Here is a 26,548-nt window from a genome sequence, read left to right as displayed (position 1 = left end):
AGTGCCTTCGAGCCAAGGGTACCTCGGTCTCCCTACAGACCCGCCGTGCTCATGATGACATAGGCCTCGCCGCCCTTGCGATCGTGGCGGACCACATAGGCCTGGCCCCGCATCGTGATCTGGATCGGGCCTTCGCTCGCCAGGCTGGCGGCCGGCACGCCCGCGGCTGCACCGACCACGCTGCGGAATTGATCGGCCACGGCCGGGCCGGCGTTTTTCTCGGCCGTGACGGCGCATTCCTTCTTGCCGCGCACCTGCAGGGAGTAGCTGCCGTCCGGCGCCATGCCAACCAGACTGGCTCCGAGATCCATCTGCGGCTTGATGCCGTGCTTCTTTGCCGCTGCCATCGCCTTGTCGAAGGCGGGTGCGGTAGCAAGGCAGGCGTCGCGAAATAGCATCACGGCCTTGTCGGTGACGTCACCGGCCCTGGCCGGCGGCAAGGCGGACGGACCTGCAGTAAAGCCCAGCACCAGGCTTGCTGCGAACATGGCGGCACCGCGCCGCGCGCGAGGCTCGAAACGGGAAGGGGTCATCGGGGGCTCCTTGCCTGGGCCTTGGGCCCGCCGTGTATAGGCGCCAGCGTCTGGTTTGGGAAGCGAGCCGGAACAATCGACGGTGGCCTTTGATGCAGAAATGCCGCAGAGCGACCGGAAATGTCGCGCTTTCGACGCTGACTCTTGCGCCGGAAGCATGTCGGGATTAGAGAGCGCGCCCCGCAACCGTTCGACCCGAGGGAGAACAGCCATGAGATCGCAACAGGGAACGTCATGTTTCGTGCCGGCGCCTGCATTGCGTCCGGCTGTCCATAGTTCCATCAGGTTGAACGACCATGGCACGTTCCATGATTCAGCGCCGGCAGGACGCCGAGCGCGAACGTATCGAGGCCTATGAGGCCACGCTGCGCGCCTGCGCGCGGCGGGCGCAGTCTCCTTCTCCCCTGAGTGATGCCATCGCGGCGGTACGGGTCGGCTTGTCCAGCTTCGTGCTGCGTGATCCCGGTGAATGGCGTCCGCACCTGAAGACGCGCGATCCCGCCCGCCTGAAGGTCGCGGCGGCGCGCTATCTCTTCGCCCGCTATCCGGTGCCCGCTCCGCTCGAGGAGATCTGGTCCGGTCCCGCGGGCCTGGAGGCGTCCGAGGCGAGGGAACGCAAGCGTTGGTATCTCGTGGCCGCCCAGGGCGGCTCACTCTACAAGGAGTGCGCGAGGGACTTGCTCTCCCGCAAGGAGGTGCATGCCTTTCTCAATCCGCCTGTGGCGCTCTCCTTCGAGGCGGCGCTCTGGCAGGCGATCGCCCGTTCCTACACCGACGATCTCGGTGTGGCGCTACGCATCGCCCGTTCGAAGATCGCGGCAACCCCGCGCACGCCGAAGGCCCACGCCTTCTGGCGCGAGGTGGCGCGTTTCTTCTGCCTGCATCCGCTACCGCTGGAGGCGATCGACGATCTCTGCGATTTCCTCTCGGCCCGCTTCCGGGCGGATCGTCGCTACAGCCTGAAGGGGCGCACGCCGGCTTCACTACAGCGGCAGATGCGGGATTGGCACCGCGAGCTGGCCCAGCTGGACCAGATCCGGCGAATGGCACAGCGCCATGCCGGCGCGCAGGCAAGGCGACCGGCCACCGATGGCAAGCCCTCGGATGGCGGGCGCTGGCCGGGCGCGGCCCTGGCCGATTGGTCATGGAAGCCTTCGGCCAAGGAGGCGCGGCATCGTCGCGAGGAAATCCTGGTGGTGCAGCTCAAGACCGGTGCCGATCTCATCGCCGAGAGCCGCGCCATGCATCATTGCGTCTCGGGCTATGCCTATAAGTGCCTCACCGGCAATGCCTCGATCTGGTCGCTGCGCCGCCGGGCAGCCGGAGCGGTGGAGCGCCTGCTGACGATCGAACTCGACCGTCAGCATGTCGCCGTCCAGATCCGAGGCCTTGCCAACCGGCTCGCCAGGCCGGAGGAGGAGGCGATGCTGAAGCGTTGGGCGAAGGCGCGCGGAGTGATCCTGCGCTGAACGGCACCACCTGACGGCGAACCGGCAGGTGGTGCCGCCTGCCCATCCGATCATGGCGCGGGTACAAGGCCGGAAGGCGACATCAAATCCCAGCCATCCTGCTCGCGACGCAGCCAGACCTTGATCCGTGTGCCCTCGGCCGGCAGGTCGCGGATGGTGCCGCCCGGGCCGGCCCAGCCCGGTGGGCGCCCATGGGCGCGCCAGCCATGCGCCGCGATGGTCTTGCCGGCAAGCCCGCGCGACCCCTTCTCGACCGTGCCGACCTCGATCGCCAGGGTGAAGACCTCGTCGACGAACGCGCCTCGTTCGAAGAAGGAAATGTCATCGCGCCTCTTCACCCATTCCGGCACCTTCCTGGTGGTGGTGACGGCCACCAGGCGGCCGGTGAGAATGAGATCCGCCTCGGCGGTGAGGGTGGCCGGGGACATGTCGGGGATCGCGGCGAGCGCCGGGAGGCCGACTGCGGCCATCGCTCCCGTCAGCAGCAGGGCCATTGCGGTTCTGCGGGTGGTGGTCATGGTCGAAACATTCCGAGGACTGATGTCGTCACGCCATCCTATCGTACGTGCAGGCAATCCCTATCCCCGTTGTTACAGGGTTCCGTACGGCGTGTCGTTCCGCCAGCATCGCAGCGATGTGCGATCAGCGCACAACCGGGGGCGACAACATCCTCCGCCTGTGCCACTGATTGGGGCAGGCAAGGGGGAGGAATCGCTATGATCGCACGATATGCCGTATTGCTGGCCGCGGCAGCCTGCGCCTTTCCGGCGACGCAGGCGTCGGCTGGATCTGTGCCAGAAGGCTACAAGCTCGAGCAGGTGCTGATGCTCAGCAGGCACAATCTGCGCGCCCCGCTGGCCAATAGCGGCAGTGCGCTCGCCAAGGTCACCGAGAAGAAATGGCCGGAATGGGAGGTGCCGGGCGGCAATCTCACGGTCAAGGGCGGCATTCTCGAGACCTATATGGGCCGCTCGATCGGCGGCTGGCTGGCGGAGAACGGCCTGGTCCCCAAGGATGCCTGCCCGGCATCCGGCAGCGTGCACATCTATGCCAACAGCCTGCAGCGCACGGTGGCGACGGCGCAGTTCTTCGTCGCCGGTGCCTTTGCCGGCTGTGATGTCGCCGTGCACCACCAGGACAAGATGGGCACGATGGATCCCACCTTTAATCCCGCCATCCGCGACAACCAGGATGGCTTCAGGGATCAGGCAGTCGCGGCGATGGCCGAGAAGGCCAAGGCCACGCCACTGGCATCGGGCTATCGGCTGCTCGACGGCATTCTCGGTTTCAAAGCCTCGCAAAGCTGCACGCAGGACAAGCTGTGCGATCTGACCAAGGGCGAGGACAGCTTCACCGCCAAGGCCGGCGAGGAGCCGGGCACCAAGGGGCCGCTCAAGCTCGGCAATGCCGTGGTCGACGCCTTCACCCTGCAATATTACGAGGGCTTTCCATCCGGTGACGTCGCCTGGGGCAAGATCCGCAACGAAGGGCAGTGGCGTTCGCTCGCCGCCATCAAGAACGGCTACCAGGAAGCCCTGTTCACCTCGCCCGCCGTGGCCCGTGACGTTGCCGGGCCGATGCTGGCCTATATTGCCGGTGCCCTGGTGAAGCCGGAGGCCGGCAAGGCCGTGCCGGTGACGGTGCTGTTCGGCCATGATTCCAATGTCGCCTCCGTCCTCGCTGCGCTCGAGGCCGAGCCCTATGCGCTGTCGGGGCAGGACGAGAAGACGCCTATCGGCGGCGTCATCCAGTTCCAGCGCTGGCGCGACACCAAGGGCAATCGCGACCTGTTCCGGCTCGACTATGTCTATCAGACCAAGGAGCAATTGCGCCAAGGCACCAAGCTCACGCCGAAGAACCCGCCGCGCCGGGTGACGCTGAAGCTCAAGGGCTGTCCCGCCGACAAGGATGGCTTTTGTGCCTGGAGCGATTTCGCCAAGACGATGCCCTAGCTCGGCAATGACAGGCGAGTTGTCCGATCGGCTGCGCGCTATCCTCGAGGCCCTGCCGCTGCGCCCGGGCCTGCGGGTGCTGGAGATCGGGTGTGGCCCGGGCGCGTTGGCGCGGGCGATGGCGGCGCGTATCGGCGGGGGCCATGTCCTGGCAATCGACCGTTCGGCCCGTGCGATCGCCCAGGCGGTCGTGGGCTCCAAGGCCGAGATCGCAGCGGGATGGCTGAGCTTCCGGCAGGCCGCCGCCGAGGCCTTCGTGCTGGAACGGGGCGAGATGCCCTATGACCTGGCCGTGGCCATTCGCGTCGGTGCGCTCGACGGGCGGCATCCGGCGGCCGGCGAGAAGGTGCGGTTGCGCCTCGCGGCTGCACTGACGCCACAGGGCCGGCTTTTCATCGATGGTGGCGATCCGCTGCGGGAAGTTCGGCTCGATTCGGCCTAGATCAGGGCCTGGAGGGAGGCAGCGAGATAGGGGCGCAGCAGGCTGCGGACCTGGCCGAGGCCCCAGGCCAGATGGTCCGGTGTGAGGGCGTCGATACCCTCGTGAAGGTCGAGATAAAGAGCCCAGTACGTCGCCACGATCCATAGATTGGCGAGCAATGGCTGGAACTGCTCGTCGGGCACGATCAGCAGGTCCCGCTCGCGCAAGCGCTGGGCCAGCGCCTCGACCGCCTCGCGCAGATGCGTGCTCAGACCCCGCACGCGCAGACGCAGCTCCGGGGAGAGCGCCAGCAGGCCGATCATGTCGCGCAGCAGGAAGCGATAGTCCCAGATCAGGGCAAACCAGCGCTCCAGCAACCCGAAGGACGCCGCCGGATCGGCCACATCAGCGGTTCCTTCCGCCAGCAACGCCATGGCATCGGCCTCGAAACGGTCGAGCACGGCCGCGACCAGCGCTTCCTTGGTGCGGAAATGGTAATAGAGATTGCCTTCGTTGATGCCGGCGGTGGCGGCGATCTGCGCCGTGGTGACGCGATCGGGCCCGTTCTCGTTGAACAGGCCGAGCGCGAGCGTGACGATGCGCCCGCGCGTTTCGCCGCCCTTGCTGGTTGCTGCCGTACTTCGCTTCGTCCCGATCGCCATGCGTCTCCGTCCAGATTTAAGGTGTTCACCTTAATGCTGCCCAACTCTAAGGTCATTACCTTAAGTCGATTGCTGGTGTGGGTACAATCCAAGCGATGGAGGCCGGCGTGAACATTGCAGTCGATCCCGTGATTTCCGAAGCGAGCGAAGGCGTCGCCGTCAGTCGCAGTTCCCTGCTGGCGGTGTTCTCGGCCATGATCACCAATCCGCTCAAGGTCATTCCGCCTGAGGCCTTCAGGGAGCCGCTGGTGGTCACGCGCAGCGGCGGCAAGCTGAGGATCTTCCTCACCGATCCCGTGCTGATCCACGAGGCGCTGACCACCAACAGCGCTGCTCTTGGCAAGGGCGAGGACACAAGGCGCGGTCTTGGCCCGGCGCTCGGGGAGGGGCTGCTCACGGCCGATGGCGAGCACTGGAAATGGCAGCGCCAGTCGGTGGCGCAGGGCTTTCGCCACGAGAAACTGCTCGCCTTCCTGCCCACCATGATCGCTGCCGCAGAGCGCACCGGCGCTCGTTGGCTCGAAACGCCTCCCGGTGCTGAACTCGATATCGGCCACGAGATGATGCACACCACCTTCGACATCATCGTCGAGACCATGATGTCCGGGCAAGGGGCCATCGATGCCGAGGCGGTGGAGCGCAGCGTCACGCGCTACCTTGAAGGGTCGGGCTGGACCTTCGCCATGGGCCTGCTCAAGGCGCCGGAATGGCTGCCTTATCCCGGGCGCAGCGGCATCACGCGATCGGCCGGCTATCTGCGCACCACGCTGTCGCGCGTCGTGGCCGACCGCCGCGAGTCGTCCGAGCAAAGGCAGGATCTGCTCGGCCTGCTGCTGTCGGCCGCCGATCCGGAAAGCGGGCGCCGCATGAGCGATGAGCAGGTGGTCGACAACCTCCTGACCTTCGTCATGGCCGGCCATGAAACCACGGCGCTCGGCCTTGCCTGGACTTTCCATCTCCTTGCTGCCCATCCCGACGTTGAGGCGCGCGTCCTGGCGGAAATCGAGGCCGTCACCGGGGAGGCCGGCGCTGTCCTGCCGGAACATGTTGCCAGCCTGGCCTATACGCGCCAGGTGTTCCAGGAGGCGATGCGGCTCTACCCACCGGCGGCGATCATTCCGCGCGTGGCGTTGGTCGACTTCAAGCTCGGCCAACATACCATTCCCGCCGGCGCTGCGATCTATGTGCCGATCTATGCCGTGCACCGTCATGCCAGCCTGTGGGAGGAGCCGGAGCGCTTCGATCCCGATCGCTTCGCGCCGGAGCAGGCGAAAGGGCGCCATCGCTATGCCTATATGCCGTTCGGCGCCGGACCGCGCACCTGCATCGGCAGCGCCTTCGCCATGCTGGAGGCGGTAGCCATTCTCGCCGTATTGCTGAAGGGCTTCTCGCTGCGTTCCGTCGATATGTCCGAACCCAAGCCGAAGTTGCGCATCACACTGCGGCCGGATCGCAAATTGCGGATGAAGGGTGTGCAGCGGCGATAACGCGGTAACGAAAGCGTTTCTGGGCCGCGCGCGGTGATGATCGCGGCTTGCCGAAGTCATGTCGGTGTAACCAGCGAAACTCGACTGTAATTTCTCAAGAAGAAACCGGCTTGATCTGATGACACGCTCGCTGCCCGGCGATAAGACGAGCCCATCGTCAATCCGGATCAAGCGGCCCCATGAGTGTGCTCGACGCATTTCCCACCCGCCCCCTGCGGGCGAACCGTATCGGCATCAGCCGCCTCACGGGGTGTTTCGTCGTCCTGGTCGGCTTCGCCTTCGCCGGCGGCATGGCCTGGTGGCAGGCCGAGGATCTGTGGCGCGATTACAAGATCAGCCGCAGTTACGAGATCGCCGACGATGCGCGGATTTCAAATGGCGAGTGCAAGACCCGCAAGCTCATCTTCACCGATTGCTCGGCCACCATCATCGCTGCCGACGGCGCCAGCAGCAGGGTCGAGATGATGTTCGTGGATATGCAGACCGGAGGCTATGAAACGGGGGTTGTACGCTCGCGCGAGGATCCACGGCTGCTCACCCTGGAACTGGGCGTCGAGAAGATCAGCGATCGCATCCTCACCTTTCTCGCATTTGTCGGTGGCTTTGCCGTCCTGGGCATCGCAGGCCTTGCGATGCTGTTCAAGGCATCGAGGCTCAGGCGGGCCGTGGCAAAACCGGTTGTCATGAGGCCCGTCGTGGCCAAGGTCCTGACGCAGACCCGGACTTGGCTGAACCACACGATCAAGTATGAATATTCGCTCGATGGGAAGACCCGCAAGGCGACCAGCATCTTGAAGAAGAACGAGATACCGTTCTTCCTCGACACCGAGGAGCGCCAGGTGCTGGCAGTTGTGCCCCAGACGACCTCGACGCCGATCCTGCTCGATGCCGGGCTCGAAATGCTCGATCTTACCGACGAGGAACGCGCCGCCGTCCATGCTGCGGTCTCGCCGGTCCAGGATGACATCCGGCTCGACCGCAGCATGCGCTGGTGAGGGCCGGACCGGAGCGTTTTGCTTCAGGCCGCGGCCACGGCCGTCAGGGCGACGACGAGGCGGTCGAGCTCGGCCTCGGTGGTGTAGACGGCCGGGGAGACACGGATGCACTGGCCGGCGGCGACACCGGCGCGGCGCACGGTGAGCACCTTGAACTCGTCCCTGAGCCGGGTGACGATGGCGGTATTGTCGTCCTTGCTCACCTTGCCCTTGATCCGGAACGAGGTGATGCCGGCGTGCAGGGCCGGATCGTTCGGCGTCAGGATCTCGATGGCGCCGATGCCGGCGACGCGCTCGACCCAGTAATTGCGCAGATGGCTGACCCGGGCATGCTTGGCCGCGACGCCGATCGCCTGGTGCAAATCGAGCGCCGCCGGGATGGTGAGCGCGGCGGCGAAATTGAGCGTGCCGGTGTGGATGCGCGAGCGGATGTCCTCGGCCGGCCAGTCCTTGTCGCCCATATGGGTGTCGATGTCGGCGAGGCGGCCCTTACGGATATAGAGAAAGCCGAGGCCGACAGGCGCACCGATCCATTTATGAAGGTTGAAGCCGGCGAAATCGACGCCGAGATCGGTCATGTCGAGCGGCAACTGGCCCCAGCTATGGGCGGCATCGAGGATGACGTCGACACCCTTGGCGCGCGCCATCGCCGTGATCTCGCGCACCGGCATCACCAGCCCGGTGCGATGCGACAGATGGGTGAGGAGCAGGAGCCTGGCCTTGGGCGTTTCCTCCAGGACCTTGCGATAGGTCTCCAGCACGGCCTCGCGCGTGGCCGGCTCGGGGATGGCGAAGCTCTTGACCGTGACGGCGCGGCGGCTCTCGAGCATGCCCATGGCATATTGCATGGAATCATAGTCGAGGTCGGCATAGAGCACGGTGTCGCCGGGCTGAAGCTTGTTGTATCCGGCGATCAGCGTCTGCAGCGCCTCGGTGGCGCCGCGGGTGAGGGCGATCTCCTCGGGCGAGACGCCGAGCGCGCCGGCGACGCGGTCGCGCACGGCGGCGAAGTCGGCATCGAAGGACTTGCGGGCATAGACCGTGTTCTGGCGGTTCACGCGCTGGATGTTCTCGACATAGGTCTCCAGCACCGGCCGGGCCATGATGCCCCAATAGCCGTTTTCGAGATTGGCGGTGGAGCGGTCGACGTCATAGAGGTCGCGGACACCGGACCAGAAGCCGGCATCGGTGGCGAGCTTGCTCGGGTCCGGCGCCGGCAGGGCAACGCTTTCGGCCGCCTGCGCCGGCCGCGTCGCGGCCATAACGGTGGTCAGCAGCCCGCTGATCAGGAAATTGCGACGCTGGATCATGGTAGCCCCCGAATGTTGCATGTCGAACTGCCGGCGTGGATAGGGCCGGGGTATGACGGGGGAATGAAGAGCGAGGGCATTATTGGAAGTCGATTCCTGGCTCGCTCGAGTTAAGGTCAGCCCACTGCAACATGTTGAGCGAAGGACAATTGATAGCCATTGTCGTCAAGCAGTCCGAACTCGCGCACGCCAAACTTCATAGTCTCGATTGGATACATTATGCGAACAGCGCGAGTAGTCATCTCTCTAAATTCCACAACGGCTTCGGCAGACTCAATATGGACGAATTTTACACGGGTAGCCATGCTGGCTGACGACTTCCGCGCCAGGCGTTTTCGAAAGGTTCAGGTGAGGCTTTGTTGTTCGCAGCCCATGGACATTCGTGCTCACTTGTTCCATCGGAGATAGGCGAGCCGCCCGTTGGCGGCCATGGAGTCTCCAGAACGGTTCGATTGCTCGATGAAACGCTGCCTTGCCCTGTTGCTCTTCCTTGCCGTCGCCTTCGTGCCGGAGGTCGCGCTTGCCGGCCGGCGCGTGGCGCTGCTGATCGGCAATAGCGACTATGCCAAGGTGCCGCGCCTCGCCAATCCCGGGCGTGACGTCGGGTTGCTGAAGCAGACGCTGCAGAAGGCTGGTTTCGATGCGGTCGACACCGTCGTCGACGCCGACCGGGCCGGCATGATCGCGGCTCTGCGCCGCTTCCAGGCGAGCGCCTCGGGCGCCGACATCGCCGTGATCTATTTTTCGGGGCACGGCATCGAGATCGGCGGCGAAAACTATCTGGTACCGACCGATGCGCATTTGTCCAGCGATCGCGATGTCCAGGACGAGACCCTGGCTCTGTCGCGCGTGGTCGAGTCGACCGACGGCGCCGGCCAGCTCAAGCTGGTGATCCTCGATGCCTGCCGCAACAATCCCTTCCTCGCCAGGATGGCGCGCACGCGCGGCACGCGCTCCGTCGGCAAGGGCCTGGCACGGGTGGAGCCGGAGGGGGACAATGTGCTCGTCGCCTATGCCGCCCGCGAGGGCAGCGTGGCGCTGGATGGCAACGGCATCAACAGCCCCTATGCACAGGCTCTGGCCCGCTATCTCACCCAGCCCGGCCTCGACATCCGCCTCGCCCTCGGCAAGGTGCGCGACGACGTGCTCAGCGCCACCGATCGCCAGCAGACACCCTTCTTCAACGGATCGCTGGGCGGCGACGTCATTACCCTGGCAGCGGCAGGCGGCGGGCAGGTGGCCATGGTGCCGCCGGCCGAACCGCCGCCGCCCGTCGAGCCGCCGCCGCGCAAGCAGACCAAGTTCACGCCGCTGGCGGTGCCACCCTCGCTGTTCCAGAATGGCGGGGCCGGCAGTGGTGCGATGTTGCGCATGACCGATCCGCGTGTCTGGCAGGTGGTCAAGGATGTCGACATGCCGGATGTGATCGAGGAATTCCGCGACCGCTATCGCGATTCCCGGGATGCCGGCGCGGCGGAAGAACGGCTCAAGCAACTCCTGGGTGTCAGTGAACTCGATCCGCTGCCGCCGCCGGCCGGCGAGCGCATCCCGGCGCCCGAAACCGAATGCGATCGGATCGGAGCGGCACCGCTCGATCCCGACACCGTGATGCGCCGTACCCGTGCGGCCTCGCCCAAGGAGATCGTTGCGGCCTGCGAGGCGGCGCTCAAGCAATATCCGCGCGAGCGGCGCTTCATGCACCAGCTCGGCGATGCACTCGCCGATGCGGGCCAGAACGACAAGGCCCTGGGCATGAACCTGCGCGCCGGCATCGCCGGCAGCCAGGGCGGCTGGATCAGCTCCGGCCGCCTGTTCAAGGCAAGAGCCGGAGGAGCCAGCAATCCGGATGGCAACAGCTCCATCTCCCTCACCATGGCCTGGCAGCAGCCGCTCGGTTCCTTCTTCTTTAAGCGCGGCTTCGTCGAGCCCTTCGAGCGCCTGCGCGGCAAGGCCGGCGTCACGCGCGAACTGAGCAAGGCGGCCGCGGCCGGCGACCAGGCGGCCAATGCCTGGATCGGCTACATGTATCTCTTCGGCTTCAACGTGCCGAAGGACTATGCCAAGGGCATGGCGGCGCTCGACAAGGCTCGCCTGCCGCGCCCGGAAGATACCGGCATCCATCTCGCCTTGATGCTGAAGACCGGCTACGGCGTCCGGCAGGACGTCAAGGATGCCTTGGAGGAGTTCGGCAAGGCGCAGAAGGCTGATAACAGCTACGCCACCTATCAGCTCGCCCTGATGTATCTCGATGGCCTTGGCGTGCCGCAGAACTATGCCGCTGCCGCCCGCATGATGGGCGATGCCGCTGTCGGCGGCGATCCGCGCAGCGTCGACGACATCCTAGCCAATTTCGGCAAATGGCCCAGGGAATACCGGGTCGTGCTGCAGCAGGAACTGCTCAAGCGCAACCTCATCGAAGGCAAGGCCGATGGCGAACTCTCGCCCGGCATGACGGAAGAGCTGCGCAAGCTCGCTCCGATGCCGACGGCACCGGTGGCGGCTACGCCTTAAGCGTATCCCTTTCAAGGTCTTGGCAGGCCATCGAATCGGAATTGCACTCCCTCGTTGTTGAGGTCGCGGAGCCCCTCACCTTACCTCTCCCCGTAAGAACGGGGCGAGGGGACTTTCATGTCGAGTTTTATGTCGAAAACCCTTCATCTCGCCCAACGGTCGGGCGAGATGAAAGTTTCGAGGATCAATCGCAACGTTGCGCCTCCTCGCCCCGTTCTTACGGGGAGAGGTAAGGTGAGGGGCAGCACCACCGCCTACAAATTCATTCACTTTCAAGCACCTTGCGAAGGCTCCGAAAGGGAGGGCGCTCCAAGTAGCGCATCCCCTTGCAGGTTTTCGGGCAAACGGTTTGCTCGATATGACCCCGGCGCTGATGCGCCATGCAATACATGCAGATCTGCTTTTCGAGTGAGAGTTGATGCCTTTGAAATAGGCAGGAAGCTCGCTTTCGTGCCACAGATACGTCTATAGCGACATGTTATTGCGCAGTATGACTGGAAATGGACCGCGTACCCAGTTTGTAATTCATATAAATATGAACATGGATGCATATAAATACTGAATGAAGGCAATATCCTATCGCGTGATAGAATATTTCGATTTGATAAAGCTGGCTGTCGTCCATATGTCGCAGGGGCAGTTTTTCAGATCGTCGCGAGCCCTCCATGACCGAGACCACGAAGACCGAAGCCAGCAAGACCGGGCTTCGCAAGGCGGCCGCCGGTGGCTGGGGAGCGCTCAAGAGCTGCGGCCGGCATCTGTTGGCGAGCGGCTCGCCCCTGACGGGCGCCCGCACCATGCTGAAGGCGAACCAGCCCGATGGCTTCGACTGTCCAGGTTGCGCCTGGGGTGACCCCGAGCATGGCTCCTCCTTCGAATTCTGCGAGAACGGTGTCAAGGCCGTGGCCTGGGAGGCGACCGACAAGCGCACCACGCCGGTGTTCTTTCGCGAGCATACGCTCGCCGAGCTGAGCGGCTGGAGCGACTACGAACTGGAAGCCCAGGGCCGGCTGACCCATCCGATGCGCTATGACCGGGCCAGCGACCGCTACGAGGCGATCGGCTGGGACGAGGCCTTCCGCGAGATCGGCACCCATCTCAACGCGTTGGCCGATCCCAACCAGGCCGAGTTCTACACGTCGGGCCGGGCCAGCAACGAGGCGGCCTTCCTCTACCAGCTCTTCGTGCGGCTCTATGGCACCAACAATTTCCCGGACTGCTCGAACATGTGCCACGAGGCCAGCGGCGTTGCCCTGCGCCAGGCCATCGGCGTCGGCAAGGGTACGGTGCTGCTGGAGGATTTCGAGGAGGCGGACGCCATCTTCGTCGTCGGCCAGAACCCCGGCACCAACCATCCCCGCATGCTCGGCGACCTCAGGCGTGCAGCGATGCGCGGTGCCCGCGTGGTCGTGTTCAACCCGGTGCGCGAGCGCGGTCTCGAACGTTTTGCCGATCCGCAGGACAAGCTCGAAATGCTGCGCGGCGGCTCCAAGCCCGTCGCCAGCGACTATTTTCAGCCACGCCTGGGCGGCGACATGGCTGCCTTCCGCGGCATGGCCAAGACGGTCTTCGCCCGCGACGACGCCGAGCGCGCCGCCGGCCGGCCGACCCTGCTGGACGAAACCTTCCTGGCCGAGCACACCCACGGGCTCACCGCCTATCGCGCTGCCGTCGAGGCCACGAGCTGGGAGGAGATCGAGGACCAGTCTGGCCTGACGCAGGTGGAGATCGAGACGGCCGCCGACATCTATCTGTCGGCCGAGAAGGTGATCTGCACCTGGGCGATGGGCGTGACGCAGCATCTCCATTCGGTGGCCACCATCCGCGAGATCGCCAATCTCCTGCTGCTGCGCGGCCATGTCGGTCGTCCCGGCGCCGGGCTGTGCCCGGTGCGCGGACACTCCAACGTGCAGGGTGACCGCACCGTCGGCATCAGCGAAAAGCCGCCGGCGGCCTTTCTCGACGCGCTGGCCCGCGAGTTCGACTTCGAGCCGCCGCGTGCCGACGGCCACAACGTGCTCGCTGCCATCGGCGCCATGCTCGACGGCAGCGCCAAGGCCTTCATCGGGCTCGGCGGCAATTTCGCCCGCGCCACGCCGGACTCACCCCTGGTGGAAAAGGCGCTCCGGGCCTGCGACCTCACCGTCCACATCGCCACCAAGCTCAACCATTCGCATCTGATGCCCGGGCGTGCTGCCTATCTGCTGCCTTGCCTCGGCCGTACCGAGGTTGACCGCAACAGCGCCGGCAAGATCCAGATCGTCACGGTCGAGGATTCGATGAGCATGGTGCATGGCTCGGGCGGCATCAATCCGCCGGCTTCCAAGGAGCTGCGCTCGGAAGTCGCGATCATTGCCGGCATCGCCGCCGCGACCGTCGGCTCGGACAAGGTCGACTGGGCGGCGCTTGCCGACAATCACGATTTGATCCGCGACAGCATCGCCCGCACCATTCCCGGCTTCGAGGACTATAATGCGCGGGTGCGCAAGCCGCGTGGCTTCCATCTGCGTAACGCCGCTGCCGAGCGCGAATGGAACACGCCGACCGGCCGTGCCAATTTCGCGGCCGTGCCGCTGCCGGAGGCGACCGCCTTCCAGCAGGCCCGCGGACGCAAGGACGTCTTCGTGCTGCAGACTTTCCGCTCGCACGACCAGTACAACACCACGATCTACGGCCATGACGACCGCTATCGCGGTATCAAGGGTGAGCGCCGGGTGATCTTCATCCATCCCGACGACATCGCCGCCATCGGCGCCATGCCCGGCGAGCATATCGATCTCGTCGGCGAGCATGACGACGGCATCACCCGCATCGCCGAGAATTTCCGGCTGGTTTCCTATGACATCCCGCGCGGCTGCATTGCGGGCTATTACCCCGAGGCGAATGTGCTGGTGCCGTTGTCGAGCGCCGGCGAGGAAAGCGACACGCCGACCTCCAAATCGGTGCTGGTTTCTCTCCGGCGCCGGGTGGCGGTGGCCGCATGAGCGCGGAAGAAGAAGATCTGCTGGCGACGATCGAGGCGATCCGGCGGCTCGATTCGCGCCTTTCGCCGCTCGACGGCGTCATCCTTGCCGCCGTGACCCTGGATATTGCCGACGATACCCGCAGCTTCGCCAGGCTGTTCGAGGTGGAGCATGCCCTGGTGATCCGCGCTGCCCATGAGCTCACCGAGCAGGGGCGCTGGCTCGACGTGGTCGAACGCCAGGCGCGCACGCAGCGCACCAAGGTGGCGATCAGCGAGGCAGGCAGGGCACGGCTGGCCGACCTGTAGGGACGCCGGCGAATCGCGGCCAAACCCTATCGGCAACCCCTGGAATCATCCTATGAAAGCGCCTCATAGGAATCCCATCATGACCGATACGACAAGCCACTCGCCCGTGGTGGGCAAGCTCGGGCGCACGGAATTCATCGTGCTGGTGGCCAGCCTCGTTGCCGTCAATGCCTTCGCGATCGACATCATGCTGCCGGGCCTGCAGCAGATCGGCGCCAGTCTCGGCGAGCCCGATCCCAATCGGCGGCAATTGGTGATCCCGGCCTATCTGCTGGGTTTCGGCCTGCTGCAGTTGGTGTTCGGGCCGCTGTCCGATCGCTTCGGCCGGCGCGGACCGCTGCTGGTCGGGCTCGGCATCTATTGCCTGGCGGCCTTGTGCGCCTTCTTTACCACGGACTTCAATGCCCTGGTGGCCCTGCGTCTGGTCCAGGGCGGTGGCGCAGCCGCTTCCGCCGTGATCGCCACTGCCCTGGTGCGCGATGTCTTCGCCGGCAACCAGATGGCCAAGATCATGTCGCTGGTATTCACCGTGCTGATGCTCTCGCCCATCCTTGCGCCCTCGCTCGGCCAGGGCCTGATGACGGTGATGGACTGGCGCGGCCTGTTCGGCTTCATGGCGGGCTGGGGGGCGATCGTGATCGGCTGGGTCTGGTGGCGCCTGCCCGAGACGCTGCAGCCCGAGCACAAGCGTCCTCTCAGCCTCAAGGCCGTGATCGAGGGCTTCGGCATCGTCTTCGCCAACCGGGTCTCGCTCGCCTATATCATCGGCATGGCGGCGCTGTTCGGGGCGCTGATGGGCTTCCTCAATTCCTCCCAGCAGATCTATCGCGACGTCTTCGGCGTCGAGACGATGTTTCCGCTGTTCTTCGCCGGCGGCGCGGCCTGCTCTGCGCTGGGCGGCATGGTCAATGCGCAGCTGGTCAACCGCTATGGCATGCGGCTCCTGTCCTGGCTGGCGCTCGGTGTGTTCGGCGCGGCAGCCTTGGCCATCCTGGTCGCTGCCTTGCTGCAGGCCCTGCCGCTCTGGCTGTTTTTCGGGCTCAGCGCGGTGCAGTTCCTGGTGTTCAGCATGATCCTGTCGAATTACGGCGCCCTGGCCATGGAGCCTCTCGGCGAGGTGGCCGGCACCGCGGCCTCGACCCAGGGTTTCCTGCAGATGGTGCCGGGCGCGGCCATCGGCATCCTGATCGGCCAGGTGTTCAACGGTACCGTGATCCCGCTCGCCATCGGCTATGTCGCCATGGTCGCCCTGACGGCAGTCTGCGTAACGCTGATGGCGGGGAGGGGACGCGTCACGGGCTGACCTGGTGACGTCGGCCGCGTCAACGCTGCCGCCAAAAGCAAGGCGAGGCTCTTTCGCTGGTTGGGAAAGGCTCAGAGGTCAATGCTGCCGGTTACTATTGCCGTATTCTTCCTGGCAGGAACCAGCCACTTTTTGCGCGATGCTCTGCGATAACGCTACGGCAATAAAAAAGGGAGGTCCGAAAACCTCCCTCAGATTTCAGTTTTATCCGGTCATCAAGGTCGAAAGTCGCGCTGGTCTCTGCCTGGGGCGGCAATGACGCTGACGATTGACATCCCCAACTTCCATTCTTCCCTGTAATAGGGCTGTTGGTGGGGAAGATTATACCCACTTTTTGCAATGTCAACTGGGTCAAGGGAGTACATCCAAGTAGTATTGCAGGAAATAACATTTCATAAGGACGTCTCAATAATGTTCGTTCGTATGCTAACGTTTGCTCGGGAGCATTTTTTGGCTGGAGGCAGGATCAGTCCTGGCCTATTCGTTGCCAGAGCTTCGAGCTCACTTTGAAGCAGGATGGTCTCGCGGATAGGCAAGGCTTTTCGCCGCGATTGCCGTAGAGAATCCCGAGATAATGCAAGGCTTTGGCTAGGTCGAAACGCGGCTCGCGGCGCTTGCCCGCCCATGAACCGGGGGAAGAGGTTTGCTTCGGAGCGGTAGGATTCAACCCTGTAATTGCGTGCGAGGCATCAGCGGTCATGCTATTTTAGGTTGCAGATATGGTCCATCACAAGCCACCCGGGAGAGGTGCCATGGACGACAAGACTCGCGCGGCCTCAGCCCAGCCCATGCCTTCGGCAATCCAGGAACCTCCCCCGCATGTCAAGCTGATCCAGATCGCAACCGGCAGCTGGGTCGCGCGCATGGTCTGGGCGGCGGCCAAGCTGGGCCTGGCTGATCAGCTCACCGCCGGTCCGCGCGGCGCCGAGGAACTGGCCGGCCCGCTCGGCCTGCATGCGCCCTCGCTGCACCGTTTCATGCGCTGCCTGGCGAGCCTGGGTATCCTCGGCGAGCGCCCCGGCCGACGCTTCGCCCTGACGGAGATGGGCGAGGCGCTCAGGACCGGCGCGCCGGGCGCGGCGCGGGCCACGGTGCTGACCTTCGGCAGTTCCTGGTTCTGCGGCCCCCTCGACGAGATCATTTATTCGCTGCAGACCGGCAAGACCGCCTTCGAGAAGGTGCACGGCATGCCGGTCTTCGACTATCTCGGCCAGCACCCCGAGGAAGCTTCCCTGTTCAGCGAGACCATGGTCGGCGTGCATGGCCAGGAGCCGGAGGCCGTCGCTGCGGCCTATGACTTCTCGCCTTTCCGCAGCGTTGTCGATGTAGGCGGAGCCACCGGCAATCTGCTCGCCGCGATCCTGGCCCGGCATCCGGAACCGCGCGGTGTCCTGTTCGACCGGCCCTATGTGGTGGCCGAGGCGCCTGCCCTGCTCGAGGCGCGCGGCGTGCGGGAGCGCGTGACGATCGAGCCCGGCGATTTCTTCCAGACGGTTCCGGCCGGGGGCGATGCCTATGTGCTGTCCCATGTCATCCATGACTGGAGCGAGGCGCAGTGCCTAGCCATCCTCGCCCATGTCCGCAAGGCGATGCAGCCCGATGGGCGGCTCCTGCTGGTCGAGATGGTGCTGCCGGCCGGCGATGCGCCCCATCCCGGCAAGCTGCTCGACATGGTGATGCTGACGCTGCCCGGCGGCCAGGAGCGCACGGAAGAGGAATACCGCCAGCTTCTCGCCAAGGCCGGTTTCCGCCTGACGCAGGTGGTGCCGACCGAGTCCGCCGTCAGCGTGGTGGAGGCGGTGCGGGAATAGGGGCTGGCGGGCTCTCGCCGGAACCGAAAATCGGGCTGCGGACCGGCACGCCCAGAACGCGCTCCTGCGCGCCAAATCAGCCATTTGGAGCGGGGGTTCAGGCTGTTCGCCCGGTCTTTTCCGGCATCGATTTGCGTTTTCGATGGAACGCAGAGGCCGTTCGGGGATTGTCATGGTGGAATGTCCTCTCACCCAAGACCCGTGGCCTCCACGGTCGGATGCAAAGGAAGACTGCCATGACCGAGATCATCACCGGCTTCTACGACAATCGATCCGATGCCCAAGCCGCCCTCGAGCAATTGCTGTCAGCCGGGTTTGCCCGCGACCAGATCACGCTCAATGCGAAGGACGAGAATTCCGACTATGTGCGCGGCGAAGACACCGCCTCCTATGATCACCAGCGCGACGAGGGCGGCTTCTGGGCGATGCTCAAGCACTTCTTCTTTCCCGATGAGCGGCGTTACCTCTACAGCGAGGGCCTGAGCCGCGGCGGCACGCTGCTCACCGTCGAGGCCGAAAGCCACCAGATCGAAACCGCCCGGATGATCATGGAGGAATATGGCTCGATCGACCTGCCGGCGCGGGCCGAGAGCTGGCGCAAGAGCGGCTGGCCGGGCTACGCCGCCGTGGCCCCGGATGGCGCGCTGCTTGCTCCCGAACACGCCGCCGGGGGCGACATCCGCGAGAACATGGAGGTCATCACCTCCGATGGCGTCAATATCGGCACGGTCGACGATCTCGGCGACGACCAGATCCGGCTCGCCAAGAATACCTCGCCCGATGGCGTGCATCATTTCGTGCCGCTGGACTGGGTCGACCATGTCGACGAACAGGTGCATCTCAAGCGCAAGGCGCCGGAGGTGCAGGCCGTCTGGTAGAATCGTTCGGCACCGGCTGCTGACGACGGGCGCCCGAGAGGGCGCCTGTTGTTTGTGAACGGTGCCAGCTATGGAAAATGCTTTGGAGCAAAGCGCGTCCAGGCGCGAACGCGCTTTGCTCTAACTCTTTGGTTCGACGCGTCTTTGCGATTTGAAGTGATTCATTCAAATCACAAAACGCTTTAGCGCGCGAACACGCCGTCGAAATCCTTGAAGCCCTTGATTTCGATCGGGTTGCCGCTCGGGTCCCGGAAGAACATGGTGCGCTGCTCGCCGGGTTCGCCCTCGAAGCGGATCACCGGCGGGATCTCGAAGGCGATGCCGGCCTTTTCCAGCCGGGCAGCCAGCGCCAGCCAGGCGTCGAGCGGCAGGATCACGCCGAGATGCGGCATCGGCACCAGGTGATCGCCGACCTTGCCGGTGCGGCTGGTGGCGAAGGGCGTGCCCAGATGCAGCGAGATCTGGTGGCCGAAGAAGTCGAAATCGACCCAGCTCTGCGTGCTGCGCCCCTCCTCGCACCCCAGCACCTCGCCATAGAAGCGGCGGGCCTGGTCGAGATCGGTGACGTGATAGGCAAGGTGGAACAGCGAGCGCATGGCAGTCTCCGCATTGACCGGGCCAGGGTAGCTGAAAAGCGGGCGGCGATTCAACGCCGGCGGCCCGATGCAGCGAATGTCAGACGCGCGCTGATGGGCGCCATGTTCTCTCAGACCGTGAATTTCCTGCGCCTGCGAGGCTTTGCGGTGAAGGCGGAGTTCGCGCTGCTCTCGGCGACGCGGGACATGGATGGCGCGGAGATCAGGCTTGCCTTCGACGCGCAGCAGCGCAGCGCTGGGATCGAGGGCGTCGTCAAGCCTCGCGCGGCGAAGCAATCCTGGTGGAGGCCATGGCAAGTGCATCTATACAGGTGACGGGATATCACGCCTCGCCGGACGGGGAGGCCTAAATGCAAGCCGATGATGACAAGGTCGATGCCGCGGTACTCGGCTTGATATGGCTGACCTTGCATGACGGTCGCCGCGCCTGGAAAGGCTTCGACTGGGTTGCGCTGGATCGGTTGCACAGAAAGGGCCTGTTCGACGCCCCGGTCAACCGCAACAAATCCTTGGTGCTGACCGACGAAGGTTTGCGGCGTTCCGAGGAGTTCTTCCTCACCTTGTTCGCGCGACCGGAGACGTAAGCGGTGAGGTCTGAGGTGATCGTTCGCTTAATGGGCAGCTTGGTGCCATACTGGCGCTGACGATCAGGCCTCCCAAGCGAACAAGAACCCCAATTGAGAAGCCTGTCGCCGTAACCACAATCGTCCCGGGAAAGCGCTCATGTCAGCTCATGCCTTCGACATCGTCTCGAAATCCCGCCTGGAGGTGGTGATCGCCCATCATGAGGAGGGGCATTCCTATAGGTTCAGCGTGGCGAAGAACGCCGCGGGCAAGCGTGTGCTGTCCGACACGGTGCATTCGGTCGCCGGGCTGGCTGCCAAGCACCCGCCCGAATGGTACGCCGCCAGCGCCCGCGCCTTTGCCACCACGGTGGCGCACCGAGCCCATGCGATCGATTGAGGGCAGTTGCGACCAATGAGCCGGCCGCTATCGGGTGAGTTCAAACGCGAGCATTGAGGGCAGGGCGAGCAAGGATCGGGATGTTCGGTTGGGCTCACTGACCGAATCCGGCTTCACCCGCCTTGCAGCACCTTGTCGCCCGGCATGATGGCTGACAGGAATTTGTAGCCGCGGTTCACGCCATAGCGCGGATCGGCCTTGATCAGCGTCATGAACTGGCGGTGGCCGTTCTTGGTGCGGCCGACGAGGCAGCCGGCGCTGGTGCGGCCGAGATCGTCCTGCGGCGCGTCATAGCCCCAATGCTGGTTGATGGCGAACAGGCCGGTATCGAGCCGGTCGCCGGTGCGCTGGAAGTCCTTGTTGAGGTCCCGGAAGACGCTGAGGGGCTCGGCCTGGACGAGGGCCTCATGGGCCGACGGCGAGCCGGCATGGTGGGTACCGACCACCCAGGCCTTGTACTGGTTGAAGGCGATCCTGGCCGCCCCCTTGGGGTTCATCGGATGGATGGTCCAGAAATCGCCCGGCTCGGTGGTGCCTTCCCAGAGCGAGTCCCCGAAATTCGGGCGGCCGCTCCGGTCGATGGCGAAGACGATCCTCAGGTCGTTGAAGACGTTGTGCCTGTCGTCGTTGAGCGTGCCGTCCGGGTTCACCCCTTCGAGATAGGCGATGTTCTTGCAGTCGGGATGGCGGCAGATGAAGTATTTTTGCGCCTTCATATAGGCGATGACCTTGTCGAACCAGGTTCCGGTCGCGGTGATCTCGGGCAGGAGCGCCGTCGGTTCGAGCAGCCGCCGGGCGAGGGCGCCGGTGAAGCCGCCGCCGAGCGAGATGCCGTTGAGGTCGCAGAATTCGCTGAGGGCCCAGAGCGAGACCGGGCCGAACTTGCCGTCGGCGGGCGGATCGAGGAAGCCCAGCTCCGACAGCCGCCACTGGATCGCCTTGACCAGGCCGGTCTTGCCGCCGAGCTCGGCCACCGGGATGGCGGCGCCGTCGAATTGCGACAGGGCGATCGTGCCGCCGCCCGCCGCTGCGGCGGCGCTGCCGTTCCTGCGGAACTTGGCGGGCACGATATGGCTGTCGACATAGTCGTTCAGCCAGGCCCGATAGGCCCGCGTGGTGTCGCCGCCGGCGGCATCGACATAGGTCTGCGCCTTGCTGCGCCCGATCTGGGTCACCAGGTCGCTGAAGGTGTAGGATCGCGTCTGCTTGAGGAAGGCCTGCGCGCCGCCGAGCCCTTCATGGTGGGCGATATAGATGAAGCGGGCCTTCTCGTCGTCGCCGATCTGGTCGTCGACCAGCCCCTCGGCGATCAGGGCGCTCAGGTTGAACAGGCCGTATTCGGCCGCCGAGACGATCGCGAGCTCGGGATCGAAACGCAGGTCGAGCACGGCCTGCCTGCGCGCGGCCATGATGTCGTTGCCGGCGTCGATGAATCCCTTGGCCTTGCAGACCTGGTTCAGCAGCGTCTTCTTGTTGGTGGCGTGCGAGGTCCAGGTGCTGTCGAGGAACTGCGTGAGCCCGGCTGCGCTGCTGGTGCCGGCCTTGGAGTTGGCGTTCCACTGGCCGCTCGGCAATTTGGCCGCCTCGGCATCGATGAGGGCGGCGATGGCGGCGGCATCGATATCGGTGATGCCGTGGGCCTTCAGGAGGGGCGCGCGATAGACCTCGTTCGGCCCCAGGCTGAGCTCGTCGGCGGCCTCGGAACCCGGCCCCTCGGCTTCCTGTTCGTCGGTGCCGTCGCCGCCGCCGGCCGGCAGGTCGCCGGTGTCGATCCAGCCTTCGGCCGCGCTGCCATCCTCCAGCCGGATCCGCACCTTCTTCCAGGGCGGCAGCTGGGCGCGTTGCTCGATGATGCTGCCGGTTACAGGCCGCGGCGTGCCCAGCGGCTCGTCATAGAGCTTGAAAGCGGTCGCCTGCGCGACCTTCAGCATGTCGGCGTGGAGCCAGCCGAGATAGGTCTGCACCGCCTTGTCGGTGAACGAGACCTTGGCCCAGTTCGACAGCGCCCGCAGCTGCGAAACCCGGTCGCCCGCCGCCAGGCTGACGAGCGCCGCGGACGTATCGTCGGGATCCGGAAAAAGCGATGCCTGCGAAATCACGATGCAATCAGCCATGGCAGCCCCTCCATTTGGACAGCAGATCTCAGGCGGATAGGTATGGTCGCGCGGTTTTTACTTCCGTGACCTCGCACGGCGTCGCGGCGTGAAAAGGATTCAAGAATTCACGACGGGAAAAGGGCTGCTGGCCGAAATCGATAGTCACAATAGAAGCGCAGGGATGCGGTGCAGAGCGAGGCTTTCTGCTGCGAACTCGGGTATTTCAGGCATGGATAGTTCGCCGATAAGTAACGCACCGCCGGGCGATGTTTTCAACGACTGTTTTGGTGCTCCAGAGCCGGTTTTCACGGGGCTGTCACGGTTGCGGCCTTCATGGTTGCTTGGCTTGGATTCCAGCAAGACGGCCGGCTGTCATTGCGAGCGCATTTTACTGTTATACGGAATGGAACCGTTGGCCGGTCAAAACAGAGCACCACAAGAATTAAGTAATTTTCAACAGCAGAGGTAACGATGTTGCGGAACTTCATGGTGGCATTGGGGATGTCGGTCTTGCTGGCCGGCTGCGCGCCCTTGGTCGGCGTCAATGCCAACAGCACGACGCCGCCGAGTACGGAAACCAGGAAGACATTCCAGGGCGGCACGACCAACATGTCGTTCGACGCCCATGGCACGCAGGTCGAGTTCCTCAGCAAGGACGGCCGCACCGCCCTCTGGTATCCCGGCAACGGTATCGTGCTGCCGGGTCGCTGGCGTCTCGTCGGCGCCGATCCGACCACCGGTTTCCAGGACAACATCTGCTTCCAATACGGCGCCAACACCTATAATCCGCTGACGCTCAACTATGGCGGCAACTGGGAATGCGAGGGGATCGCCCTCTATCAGGGGCATGTCGTCGAGCGCGTGGCGGGCGATCCTTTCGGCCTGGACAAGCGCGGGGCCGTGCCTTTCGTGCTGCCACGGCAGCGCACGACCTTCGCGGAACTGCTGAAACGGCGTTCCTAGCCGGCAATGTTGGGTTGCGGCGATGGTGCAGCTGACGAGACCTGACAAGTGCATTGCGGATCGGCTTTTTGTCGTCAAGGCGAAAGAGTTAAGTTAAATAGAATTACGATAAAGAGTAATTTCAATAAGTGATATCATGGCTGAAAAGGTGCCCGAATACTCGACCGAAGACATTATCAAAAATCTCATACGCAACGATCTGGATGGAGATTTGAGATATAGAGCCGAGCAAGATCTACTCAAGAGATGGCGGCTGGGGTTTGACCTGAGCTTTCTTGTGGAACTCATCCAGTCCGAGCGCTCTCAAGACCGCCTCCGAGGTGCATACTATCTTGGTGAGCTCGGTGAGGCGATCGACGGCTTGAAAGTATCCATAATGCCGCTGGCAGATGACCCTCTTTCCGACTGCCGACGTGCCTTCGTTGGGTATGCAACGAACTTAGGATGCTACGACGAAGCGATTGGAGCCGGCCTGGCAAAATGCCTGCACGACCTGGATCTTTATGTCCGGGTCACGACCATCAAGTGGGCGGTTCATGCATCCGATGAAGCATTCGAAGCGTTCTCCCAATTGGTCAACTCAGGCGTTGGCAGTCGCAAGCCAACATTTCGAAATCCGCTTAGCAATGACTTCTGGAATGAAGCAGACCTCAAACGGGCAATGAGGGGGCTGGATATAGCTCGCCGCATTCGATTGAAGGAAAAGATCCAGGATATCAGGAAGGACTTTCCGGAAGAGGATAGCTTTGTTCTTGATAATCTTCATTTTTCACAAACGCGCCACGAACGTTTGGTGAAGGGAGGCTATGAAATCAGGTAACCTTCACCGTAGTGTCGGCAACTGCGCTGGAAGAGGCAGGTAGCGCCTGTCTGTCGGCCATTGGCGCTCCCGCTTCCCGTGGTGGCTCAGTCAGCCTTGGCGTAGAACGCATAGGTCGCGGTGTAGGGCACGCCGACTTTCGTCCCGGTGCGCACGGGCGGCGCGGTGGGGGCGACGCCGCCATGGGTGGCGATGCGCTGCACATAGCCGATTTTGTCCAGCACGCCGGCCGCCGGATCGGCAGTGACCTTGACGAGCAGCCAGGGGATGTCGGCGCTGGCTTTTTTTGCCGGCACCGTCACCACGGCCGTATCCTTGTCGCGGACGATCTTGCTGCCATCGGTGGCCTCCCAGGAGGGGCCGGCATAATGATGGACGGCGCCTGGCTTCGCCGCCAGCTCGGCCACGGGGGCCTCGAGCACCCATTTGGGCGCCGCGCCGGCTTCCGCAGTGCTGGTATAGACCTGCAGACCCCTGGCCTTGGCGGTGAAGGCGAGCGTGTAGCCGGCCGGCGGCTGCAGCGCGGCCGGCACGGCCTCCGCCGCTTTTGCAGCCTGCGTTGCTCCGGCAAGCACCATCGCCGCGGCGACGAATGCATAGGTTCTCTGCGTGGGCATTCCGATCTCCTGGCCCGATCCCGGGCTGGTGTCTGTCGCGGCCGGGGTAACATGGCACGGGTATCATGGGCCCGGCAATATGCCGTGCGAGGCAGTCCACGCCGACAGGGCCGGAGTTGAGCGCACTGTCGTCGTAACGCGCAATTTCACCATGACCAGCAAGAACGATGGAGTGTAGGAGGCAGCAAAATCAGTAAACCGCCACCGTAATTCCGGTCCCTTGTTTTGACTCCGCCTTGGCTTTGCCTGATGTTCGCGGAATTGGGGGGCACCGCATGCGGTGGTTGGTTGCCGGCTTGCTGATCTTGTCGAGTCTGGCCGGAGGCTGCCGGGCCGGCGATCTCCATGACGGTTTCGACAACGGCAGCGCCGACCGGGCGTCGTGGAGCTTCGGCAAGTTCGTCGGCGGCTATCCGTCCAGGCAGGTGCAACCGCTCTTCCCCGGCAGTGGCGGAACCGCAGGCGCGATCTCGATCGTCACGACGGACGCCGATGGCGGCAATGATTGCCCGCTGGAGGAAATGCCGGCGGGCGGCTGCCAGCGGGCCGAATTGCAGGTCGCGAAGAGCGCAGCGCTGCCTTACGGCGCTGACAGCTGGTATGCGTTCAGCTTCCGCATCCGGGGGCAGGTCGCCGTCTCAGGCAGCCACCGCACGGTCATCGGCCAATGGAAGGGGCCTGGCAATGACAGCCCGTTCGTGGCGCAGCGCTACGATGACGGCATTTTTCATATTACCGTGGAGACGGCCAACGGGCGCTGCCTCGTCGCGACGGATCGCAACAACGTGGCCGAGGTGCTCCAGGCCCAGGGCCTTCTCGCTTCCCTGGACGCGTCCGACGATCGGGTGCGCGAGCAGGCTGTCGCGCTGATGCGGGGCACAATCGGGCAGCAGCGGCAGGCGGAGGTTCTGACCGGCGTGTTGCCGGCCAACGCCCCCCTGCCGGCGCCGTTGCCGGGCAGGGAACTGGAGGACCGGCGCAGCGGGGAGAACCGTGCCGCCGATTACCTGCAGGGGCTCGCCTTCCTGTCCGCTCCCGAAAATTATCTCGGCTGTCGCCTGGTCCGTATCGAGCCGGTGTCGAACCGGCCGCTGCCGACGCCGAGGGATGCCTGGGTCGACATGGTCTATCATATCAGGGGTTCGCATTATGACCCGTCCGGCAGGCCTGTCGGCGCTTTGCTCGAAGTCTGGGCCGACGGCCGGAAGATCGTGCGTGTCAGCGGCGATTTCGGCACCCGGCCGCCCATCGATCCCCAGGCCGATCCGGGGACGCAACATGTCAAGCTCGGTCTCTATCGCCTCAGGCAGCCGGGGACGCTCAGCGTCGACCTCGACGAATTCTCCCAGGCCTCAGATCTGGCCGGGCTGCGGCTCGAGCACATGCAACCGTTGGAGACGCCGTGAAAGGTGAATGACGAGTGCTGTGGAGTAATGGTACGGACGGCGCTCATGAATGGGGAGCGATAGAGGGGGAACAGAATGCGTCTGATGATTCCAGTGATTTTCGGAGTGTTGGGGCTGGCTGGCTGCGCTGGGCAAGGTCCGAACCAGGTGACGGAGGCACAAGCGAAACATGCCTTTCAGGCATGTGGCGCAACGCCATGGGTACCGTTCACGCCAGCACAACGACGCTGCATGAATATGCAGCGGGATGCCATCGATTCCAGAGAGGACTGCCTCAAGAACGCTGCACCCGACCAAGTGGATAGATGCGCTACTCAGATAGCCAAATACACCGAGGCTTGGCGTCAATGTGGCGGCGTTGCGGGCGGTAAAAGAGCTGTTTTATGCGCCACGGCCAAGGAACCGGAGGGTCATCGCTGGATCATGGCCCACAAGAGCCAGATTCCATGAGATTAATAGAGTGCACTGTCACCGTAACACTAAG

25 protein-coding genes and 1 pseudogene are annotated in these 26,548 nt (G+C 64.3%); 19 read left to right on the top strand and 7 right to left on the bottom strand.

Going from position 1 to position 26,548, the window contains the following annotated elements; genetic code table 11:
* Positions 1-32: 32 nt before the first annotated feature.
* Positions 33-533: a hypothetical protein gene (locus tag ACTJKX_RS30160; protein ID WP_394307790.1), complete on the bottom strand. Its 501-nt coding sequence runs from the start codon at positions 531-533 to the stop codon at positions 33-35.
* 296 nt (positions 534-829) lie between these two features.
* On the opposite strand from ACTJKX_RS30160, the gene ACTJKX_RS30155 reads away from it, so the two are divergent.
* Positions 830-2,002 carry a PcfJ domain-containing protein gene (locus ACTJKX_RS30155; protein ID WP_440727522.1) on the top strand — a complete coding sequence of 391 codons (1,173 nt, stop codon included), beginning with the start codon at positions 830-832 and terminating at the stop codon, positions 2,000-2,002.
* Positions 2,003-2,052: 50 nt separating this feature from the next.
* Here ACTJKX_RS30155 and ACTJKX_RS30150 read toward each other — a convergent pair whose 3' ends face one another.
* The gene (locus ACTJKX_RS30150) at positions 2,053-2,520 is read right to left on the bottom strand and encodes a hypothetical protein (RefSeq protein WP_440727521.1); all 468 of its coding nucleotides are present in this window, start codon (positions 2,518-2,520) and stop codon (positions 2,053-2,055) included.
* A 198-nt stretch (positions 2,521-2,718) separates the two neighbouring features.
* Between ACTJKX_RS30150 and agp the strand changes: the two genes are divergently transcribed.
* Both agp and ACTJKX_RS30140 read left to right on the top strand, forming a co-directional pair.
* Positions 2,719-3,954, top strand: a complete 1,236-nt coding sequence (gene agp, locus ACTJKX_RS30145; RefSeq protein ID WP_440727520.1) for a bifunctional glucose-1-phosphatase/inositol phosphatase — start codon at positions 2,719-2,721, stop codon at positions 3,952-3,954.
* Between the two features lie 7 nt (positions 3,955-3,961).
* Positions 3,962-4,396 carry a class I SAM-dependent methyltransferase gene (locus ACTJKX_RS30140; protein ID WP_394307794.1) on the top strand — a complete coding sequence of 145 codons (435 nt, stop codon included), beginning with the start codon at positions 3,962-3,964 and terminating at the stop codon, positions 4,394-4,396.
* Here ACTJKX_RS30140 and ACTJKX_RS30135 read toward each other — a convergent pair.
* On the bottom strand, positions 4,393-5,037 hold the full coding sequence (locus ACTJKX_RS30135; protein ID WP_440727519.1) for a TetR/AcrR family transcriptional regulator: 645 nt from the start codon (positions 5,035-5,037) through the stop codon (positions 4,393-4,395). The two genes, ACTJKX_RS30140 and ACTJKX_RS30135, sit on opposite strands and share 4 nt — an antisense overlap.
* Positions 5,038-5,132: 95 nt before the next feature.
* Between ACTJKX_RS30135 and ACTJKX_RS30130 the strand changes: the two genes are divergently transcribed.
* Both ACTJKX_RS30130 and ACTJKX_RS30125 read left to right on the top strand, forming a co-directional pair.
* Positions 5,133-6,524 (top strand): cytochrome P450, encoded by a 1,392-nt coding sequence (locus ACTJKX_RS30130; RefSeq protein WP_440727528.1) that lies wholly within the window; start codon positions 5,133-5,135, stop codon positions 6,522-6,524.
* 179 nt (positions 6,525-6,703) lie between these two features.
* A complete protein-coding gene (locus ACTJKX_RS30125) occupies positions 6,704-7,519 on the top strand; it encodes a hypothetical protein (RefSeq protein WP_440727518.1) in 816 nt (271 codons plus the stop codon).
* Between the two features lie 23 nt (positions 7,520-7,542).
* Here the strand turns inward: ACTJKX_RS30125 and ACTJKX_RS30120 are convergent, their stop codons facing one another.
* Positions 7,543-8,829, bottom strand: a complete 1,287-nt coding sequence (locus ACTJKX_RS30120) for an aminotransferase class V-fold PLP-dependent enzyme (RefSeq protein WP_394307801.1) — start codon at positions 8,827-8,829, stop codon at positions 7,543-7,545.
* Between the two features lie 459 nt (positions 8,830-9,288).
* Between ACTJKX_RS30120 and ACTJKX_RS30115 the strand changes: the two genes are divergently transcribed.
* From ACTJKX_RS30115 to ACTJKX_RS30085, 7 genes and pseudogenes are all read left to right on the top strand, one after another.
* Positions 9,289-11,340: a caspase family protein gene (locus ACTJKX_RS30115; RefSeq protein ID WP_440727517.1), complete on the top strand. Its 2,052-nt coding sequence runs from the start codon at positions 9,289-9,291 to the stop codon at positions 11,338-11,340.
* A gap of 665 nt (positions 11,341-12,005) precedes the next feature.
* On the top strand, positions 12,006-14,324 hold the full coding sequence (locus ACTJKX_RS30110; protein ID WP_440727516.1) for an FdhF/YdeP family oxidoreductase: 2,319 nt from the start codon (positions 12,006-12,008) through the stop codon (positions 14,322-14,324).
* Complete coding sequence (locus ACTJKX_RS30105; RefSeq protein WP_440727515.1) at positions 14,321-14,611, top strand: hypothetical protein; 291 nt, start codon at positions 14,321-14,323, stop codon at positions 14,609-14,611. The genes ACTJKX_RS30110 and ACTJKX_RS30105 overlap by 4 nt, the downstream gene beginning before the upstream one ends.
* Positions 14,612-14,690: 79 nt before the next feature.
* Positions 14,691-15,914 (top strand): multidrug effflux MFS transporter, encoded by a 1,224-nt coding sequence (locus tag ACTJKX_RS30100; RefSeq protein ID WP_440727514.1) that lies wholly within the window; start codon positions 14,691-14,693, stop codon positions 15,912-15,914.
* A gap of 752 nt (positions 15,915-16,666) precedes the next feature.
* Positions 16,667-17,725 (top strand): methyltransferase, encoded by a 1,059-nt coding sequence (locus ACTJKX_RS30095; protein WP_394307810.1) that lies wholly within the window; start codon positions 16,667-16,669, stop codon positions 17,723-17,725.
* 218 nt (positions 17,726-17,943) lie between these two features.
* A pseudogene (locus ACTJKX_RS30090) lies at positions 17,944-18,204 on the top strand (general stress protein); the annotation flags it as partial.
* Between the two features lie 210 nt (positions 18,205-18,414).
* A complete protein-coding gene (locus ACTJKX_RS30085; protein WP_068291536.1) occupies positions 18,415-18,603 on the top strand; it encodes a DUF2171 domain-containing protein in 189 nt (62 codons plus the stop codon).
* A gap of 182 nt (positions 18,604-18,785) precedes the next feature.
* On the opposite strand, the gene ACTJKX_RS30080 is transcribed toward ACTJKX_RS30085, so the two are convergent.
* Positions 18,786-19,199: a VOC family protein gene (locus ACTJKX_RS30080; RefSeq protein WP_440727513.1), complete on the bottom strand. Its 414-nt coding sequence runs from the start codon at positions 19,197-19,199 to the stop codon at positions 18,786-18,788.
* A 93-nt stretch (positions 19,200-19,292) separates the two neighbouring features.
* On the opposite strand from ACTJKX_RS30080, the gene ACTJKX_RS30075 reads away from it, so the two are divergent.
* The 3 genes from ACTJKX_RS30075 to ACTJKX_RS30065 all read left to right on the top strand — a co-directional run bounded on the left by ACTJKX_RS30075 (position 19,293) and on the right by ACTJKX_RS30065 (position 20,162).
* Complete coding sequence (locus ACTJKX_RS30075; protein ID WP_440727512.1) at positions 19,293-19,514, top strand: hypothetical protein; 222 nt, start codon at positions 19,293-19,295, stop codon at positions 19,512-19,514.
* 35 nt (positions 19,515-19,549) lie between these two features.
* Positions 19,550-19,783: a DUF6429 family protein gene (locus ACTJKX_RS30070; RefSeq protein WP_394307816.1), complete on the top strand. Its 234-nt coding sequence runs from the start codon at positions 19,550-19,552 to the stop codon at positions 19,781-19,783.
* Between the two features lie 139 nt (positions 19,784-19,922).
* The gene (locus tag ACTJKX_RS30065) at positions 19,923-20,162 is read left to right on the top strand and encodes a hypothetical protein (protein ID WP_394307817.1); all 240 of its coding nucleotides are present in this window, start codon (positions 19,923-19,925) and stop codon (positions 20,160-20,162) included.
* Positions 20,163-20,275: 113 nt separating this feature from the next.
* Here ACTJKX_RS30065 and ACTJKX_RS30060 read toward each other — a convergent pair whose 3' ends face one another.
* Positions 20,276-22,276, bottom strand: a complete 2,001-nt coding sequence (locus ACTJKX_RS30060) for a peptidoglycan-binding domain-containing protein (protein ID WP_440727511.1) — start codon at positions 22,274-22,276, stop codon at positions 20,276-20,278.
* A 453-nt stretch (positions 22,277-22,729) separates the two neighbouring features.
* Between ACTJKX_RS30060 and ACTJKX_RS30055 the strand changes: the two genes are divergently transcribed.
* Both ACTJKX_RS30055 and ACTJKX_RS30050 read left to right on the top strand, forming a co-directional pair.
* Positions 22,730-23,221, top strand: coding sequence for a hypothetical protein (locus ACTJKX_RS30055; RefSeq protein WP_440727510.1), 492 nt, complete (start codon positions 22,730-22,732; stop codon positions 23,219-23,221).
* Positions 23,222-23,357: 136 nt separating this feature from the next.
* On the top strand, positions 23,358-24,041 hold the full coding sequence (locus ACTJKX_RS30050) for a hypothetical protein (RefSeq protein WP_440727509.1): 684 nt from the start codon (positions 23,358-23,360) through the stop codon (positions 24,039-24,041).
* 86 nt (positions 24,042-24,127) lie between these two features.
* On the opposite strand, the gene ACTJKX_RS30045 is transcribed toward ACTJKX_RS30050, so the two are convergent.
* On the bottom strand, positions 24,128-24,658 hold the full coding sequence (locus ACTJKX_RS30045) for a DUF3455 domain-containing protein (RefSeq protein ID WP_440727508.1): 531 nt from the start codon (positions 24,656-24,658) through the stop codon (positions 24,128-24,130).
* A 275-nt stretch (positions 24,659-24,933) separates the two neighbouring features.
* Between ACTJKX_RS30045 and ACTJKX_RS30040 the strand changes: the two genes are divergently transcribed.
* Together ACTJKX_RS30040 and ACTJKX_RS30035 are read left to right on the top strand one after the other, a co-directional pair.
* Positions 24,934-26,064, top strand: a complete 1,131-nt coding sequence (locus tag ACTJKX_RS30040; protein WP_440727507.1) for a hypothetical protein — start codon at positions 24,934-24,936, stop codon at positions 26,062-26,064.
* Between the two features lie 75 nt (positions 26,065-26,139).
* The gene (locus ACTJKX_RS30035) at positions 26,140-26,514 is read left to right on the top strand and encodes a hypothetical protein (RefSeq protein WP_440727506.1); all 375 of its coding nucleotides are present in this window, start codon (positions 26,140-26,142) and stop codon (positions 26,512-26,514) included.
* Positions 26,515-26,548 lie beyond the last annotated feature (34 nt).

It is taken from the genome of Labrys sp. 22185 (assembly GCF_052045555.1).
Taxonomy (GTDB): domain Bacteria; phylum Pseudomonadota; class Alphaproteobacteria; order Rhizobiales; family Labraceae; genus Labrys; species Labrys neptuniae.
Note: the sequence above shows the minus strand (reverse complement) of the source record. Positions and strands in the feature narration are given on the sequence as shown.

Bases quoted from the DNA above. Each gene is read 5' to 3' on its own strand.
- ACTJKX_RS30160 (WP_394307790.1), bottom strand. From the start codon at position 533: ATGACCCCTTCCCGTTTCGAGCCTCGCGCGCGGCGCGGTGCCGCCATG.
- ACTJKX_RS30155 (WP_440727522.1), top strand. From the start codon at position 830: ATGGCACGTTCCATGATTCAGCGCCGGCAGGACGCCGAGCGCGAACGT.
- ACTJKX_RS30150 (WP_440727521.1), bottom strand. From the start codon at position 2,520: ATGACCACCACCCGCAGAACCGCAATGGCCCTGCTGCTGACGGGAGCG.
- agp (WP_440727520.1), top strand. From the start codon at position 2,719: ATGATCGCACGATATGCCGTATTGCTGGCCGCGGCAGCCTGCGCCTTT.
- ACTJKX_RS30140 (WP_394307794.1), top strand. From the start codon at position 3,962: ATGACAGGCGAGTTGTCCGATCGGCTGCGCGCTATCCTCGAGGCCCTG.
- ACTJKX_RS30135 (WP_440727519.1), bottom strand. From the start codon at position 5,037: ATGGCGATCGGGACGAAGCGAAGTACGGCAGCAACCAGCAAGGGCGGC.
- ACTJKX_RS30130 (WP_440727528.1), top strand. From the start codon at position 5,133: ATGGAGGCCGGCGTGAACATTGCAGTCGATCCCGTGATTTCCGAAGCG.
- ACTJKX_RS30125 (WP_440727518.1), top strand. From the start codon at position 6,704: ATGAGTGTGCTCGACGCATTTCCCACCCGCCCCCTGCGGGCGAACCGT.
- ACTJKX_RS30120 (WP_394307801.1), bottom strand. From the start codon at position 8,829: ATGATCCAGCGTCGCAATTTCCTGATCAGCGGGCTGCTGACCACCGTT.
- ACTJKX_RS30115 (WP_440727517.1), top strand. From the start codon at position 9,289: ATGAAACGCTGCCTTGCCCTGTTGCTCTTCCTTGCCGTCGCCTTCGTG.
- ACTJKX_RS30110 (WP_440727516.1), top strand. From the start codon at position 12,006: ATGACCGAGACCACGAAGACCGAAGCCAGCAAGACCGGGCTTCGCAAG.
- ACTJKX_RS30105 (WP_440727515.1), top strand. From the start codon at position 14,321: ATGAGCGCGGAAGAAGAAGATCTGCTGGCGACGATCGAGGCGATCCGG.
- ACTJKX_RS30100 (WP_440727514.1), top strand. From the start codon at position 14,691: ATGACCGATACGACAAGCCACTCGCCCGTGGTGGGCAAGCTCGGGCGC.
- ACTJKX_RS30095 (WP_394307810.1), top strand. From the start codon at position 16,667: ATGGACGACAAGACTCGCGCGGCCTCAGCCCAGCCCATGCCTTCGGCA.
- ACTJKX_RS30085 (WP_068291536.1), top strand. From the start codon at position 18,415: ATGGAGGTCATCACCTCCGATGGCGTCAATATCGGCACGGTCGACGAT.
- ACTJKX_RS30080 (WP_440727513.1), bottom strand. From the start codon at position 19,199: ATGCGCTCGCTGTTCCACCTTGCCTATCACGTCACCGATCTCGACCAG.
- ACTJKX_RS30075 (WP_440727512.1), top strand. From the start codon at position 19,293: ATGGGCGCCATGTTCTCTCAGACCGTGAATTTCCTGCGCCTGCGAGGC.
- ACTJKX_RS30070 (WP_394307816.1), top strand. From the start codon at position 19,550: ATGCAAGCCGATGATGACAAGGTCGATGCCGCGGTACTCGGCTTGATA.
- ACTJKX_RS30065 (WP_394307817.1), top strand. From the start codon at position 19,923: ATGTCAGCTCATGCCTTCGACATCGTCTCGAAATCCCGCCTGGAGGTG.
- ACTJKX_RS30060 (WP_440727511.1), bottom strand. From the start codon at position 22,276: ATGGCTGATTGCATCGTGATTTCGCAGGCATCGCTTTTTCCGGATCCC.
- ACTJKX_RS30055 (WP_440727510.1), top strand. From the start codon at position 22,730: ATGTTGCGGAACTTCATGGTGGCATTGGGGATGTCGGTCTTGCTGGCC.
- ACTJKX_RS30050 (WP_440727509.1), top strand. From the start codon at position 23,358: ATGGCTGAAAAGGTGCCCGAATACTCGACCGAAGACATTATCAAAAAT.
- ACTJKX_RS30045 (WP_440727508.1), bottom strand. From the start codon at position 24,658: ATGCCCACGCAGAGAACCTATGCATTCGTCGCCGCGGCGATGGTGCTT.
- ACTJKX_RS30040 (WP_440727507.1), top strand. From the start codon at position 24,934: ATGCGGTGGTTGGTTGCCGGCTTGCTGATCTTGTCGAGTCTGGCCGGA.
- ACTJKX_RS30035 (WP_440727506.1), top strand. From the start codon at position 26,140: ATGCGTCTGATGATTCCAGTGATTTTCGGAGTGTTGGGGCTGGCTGGC.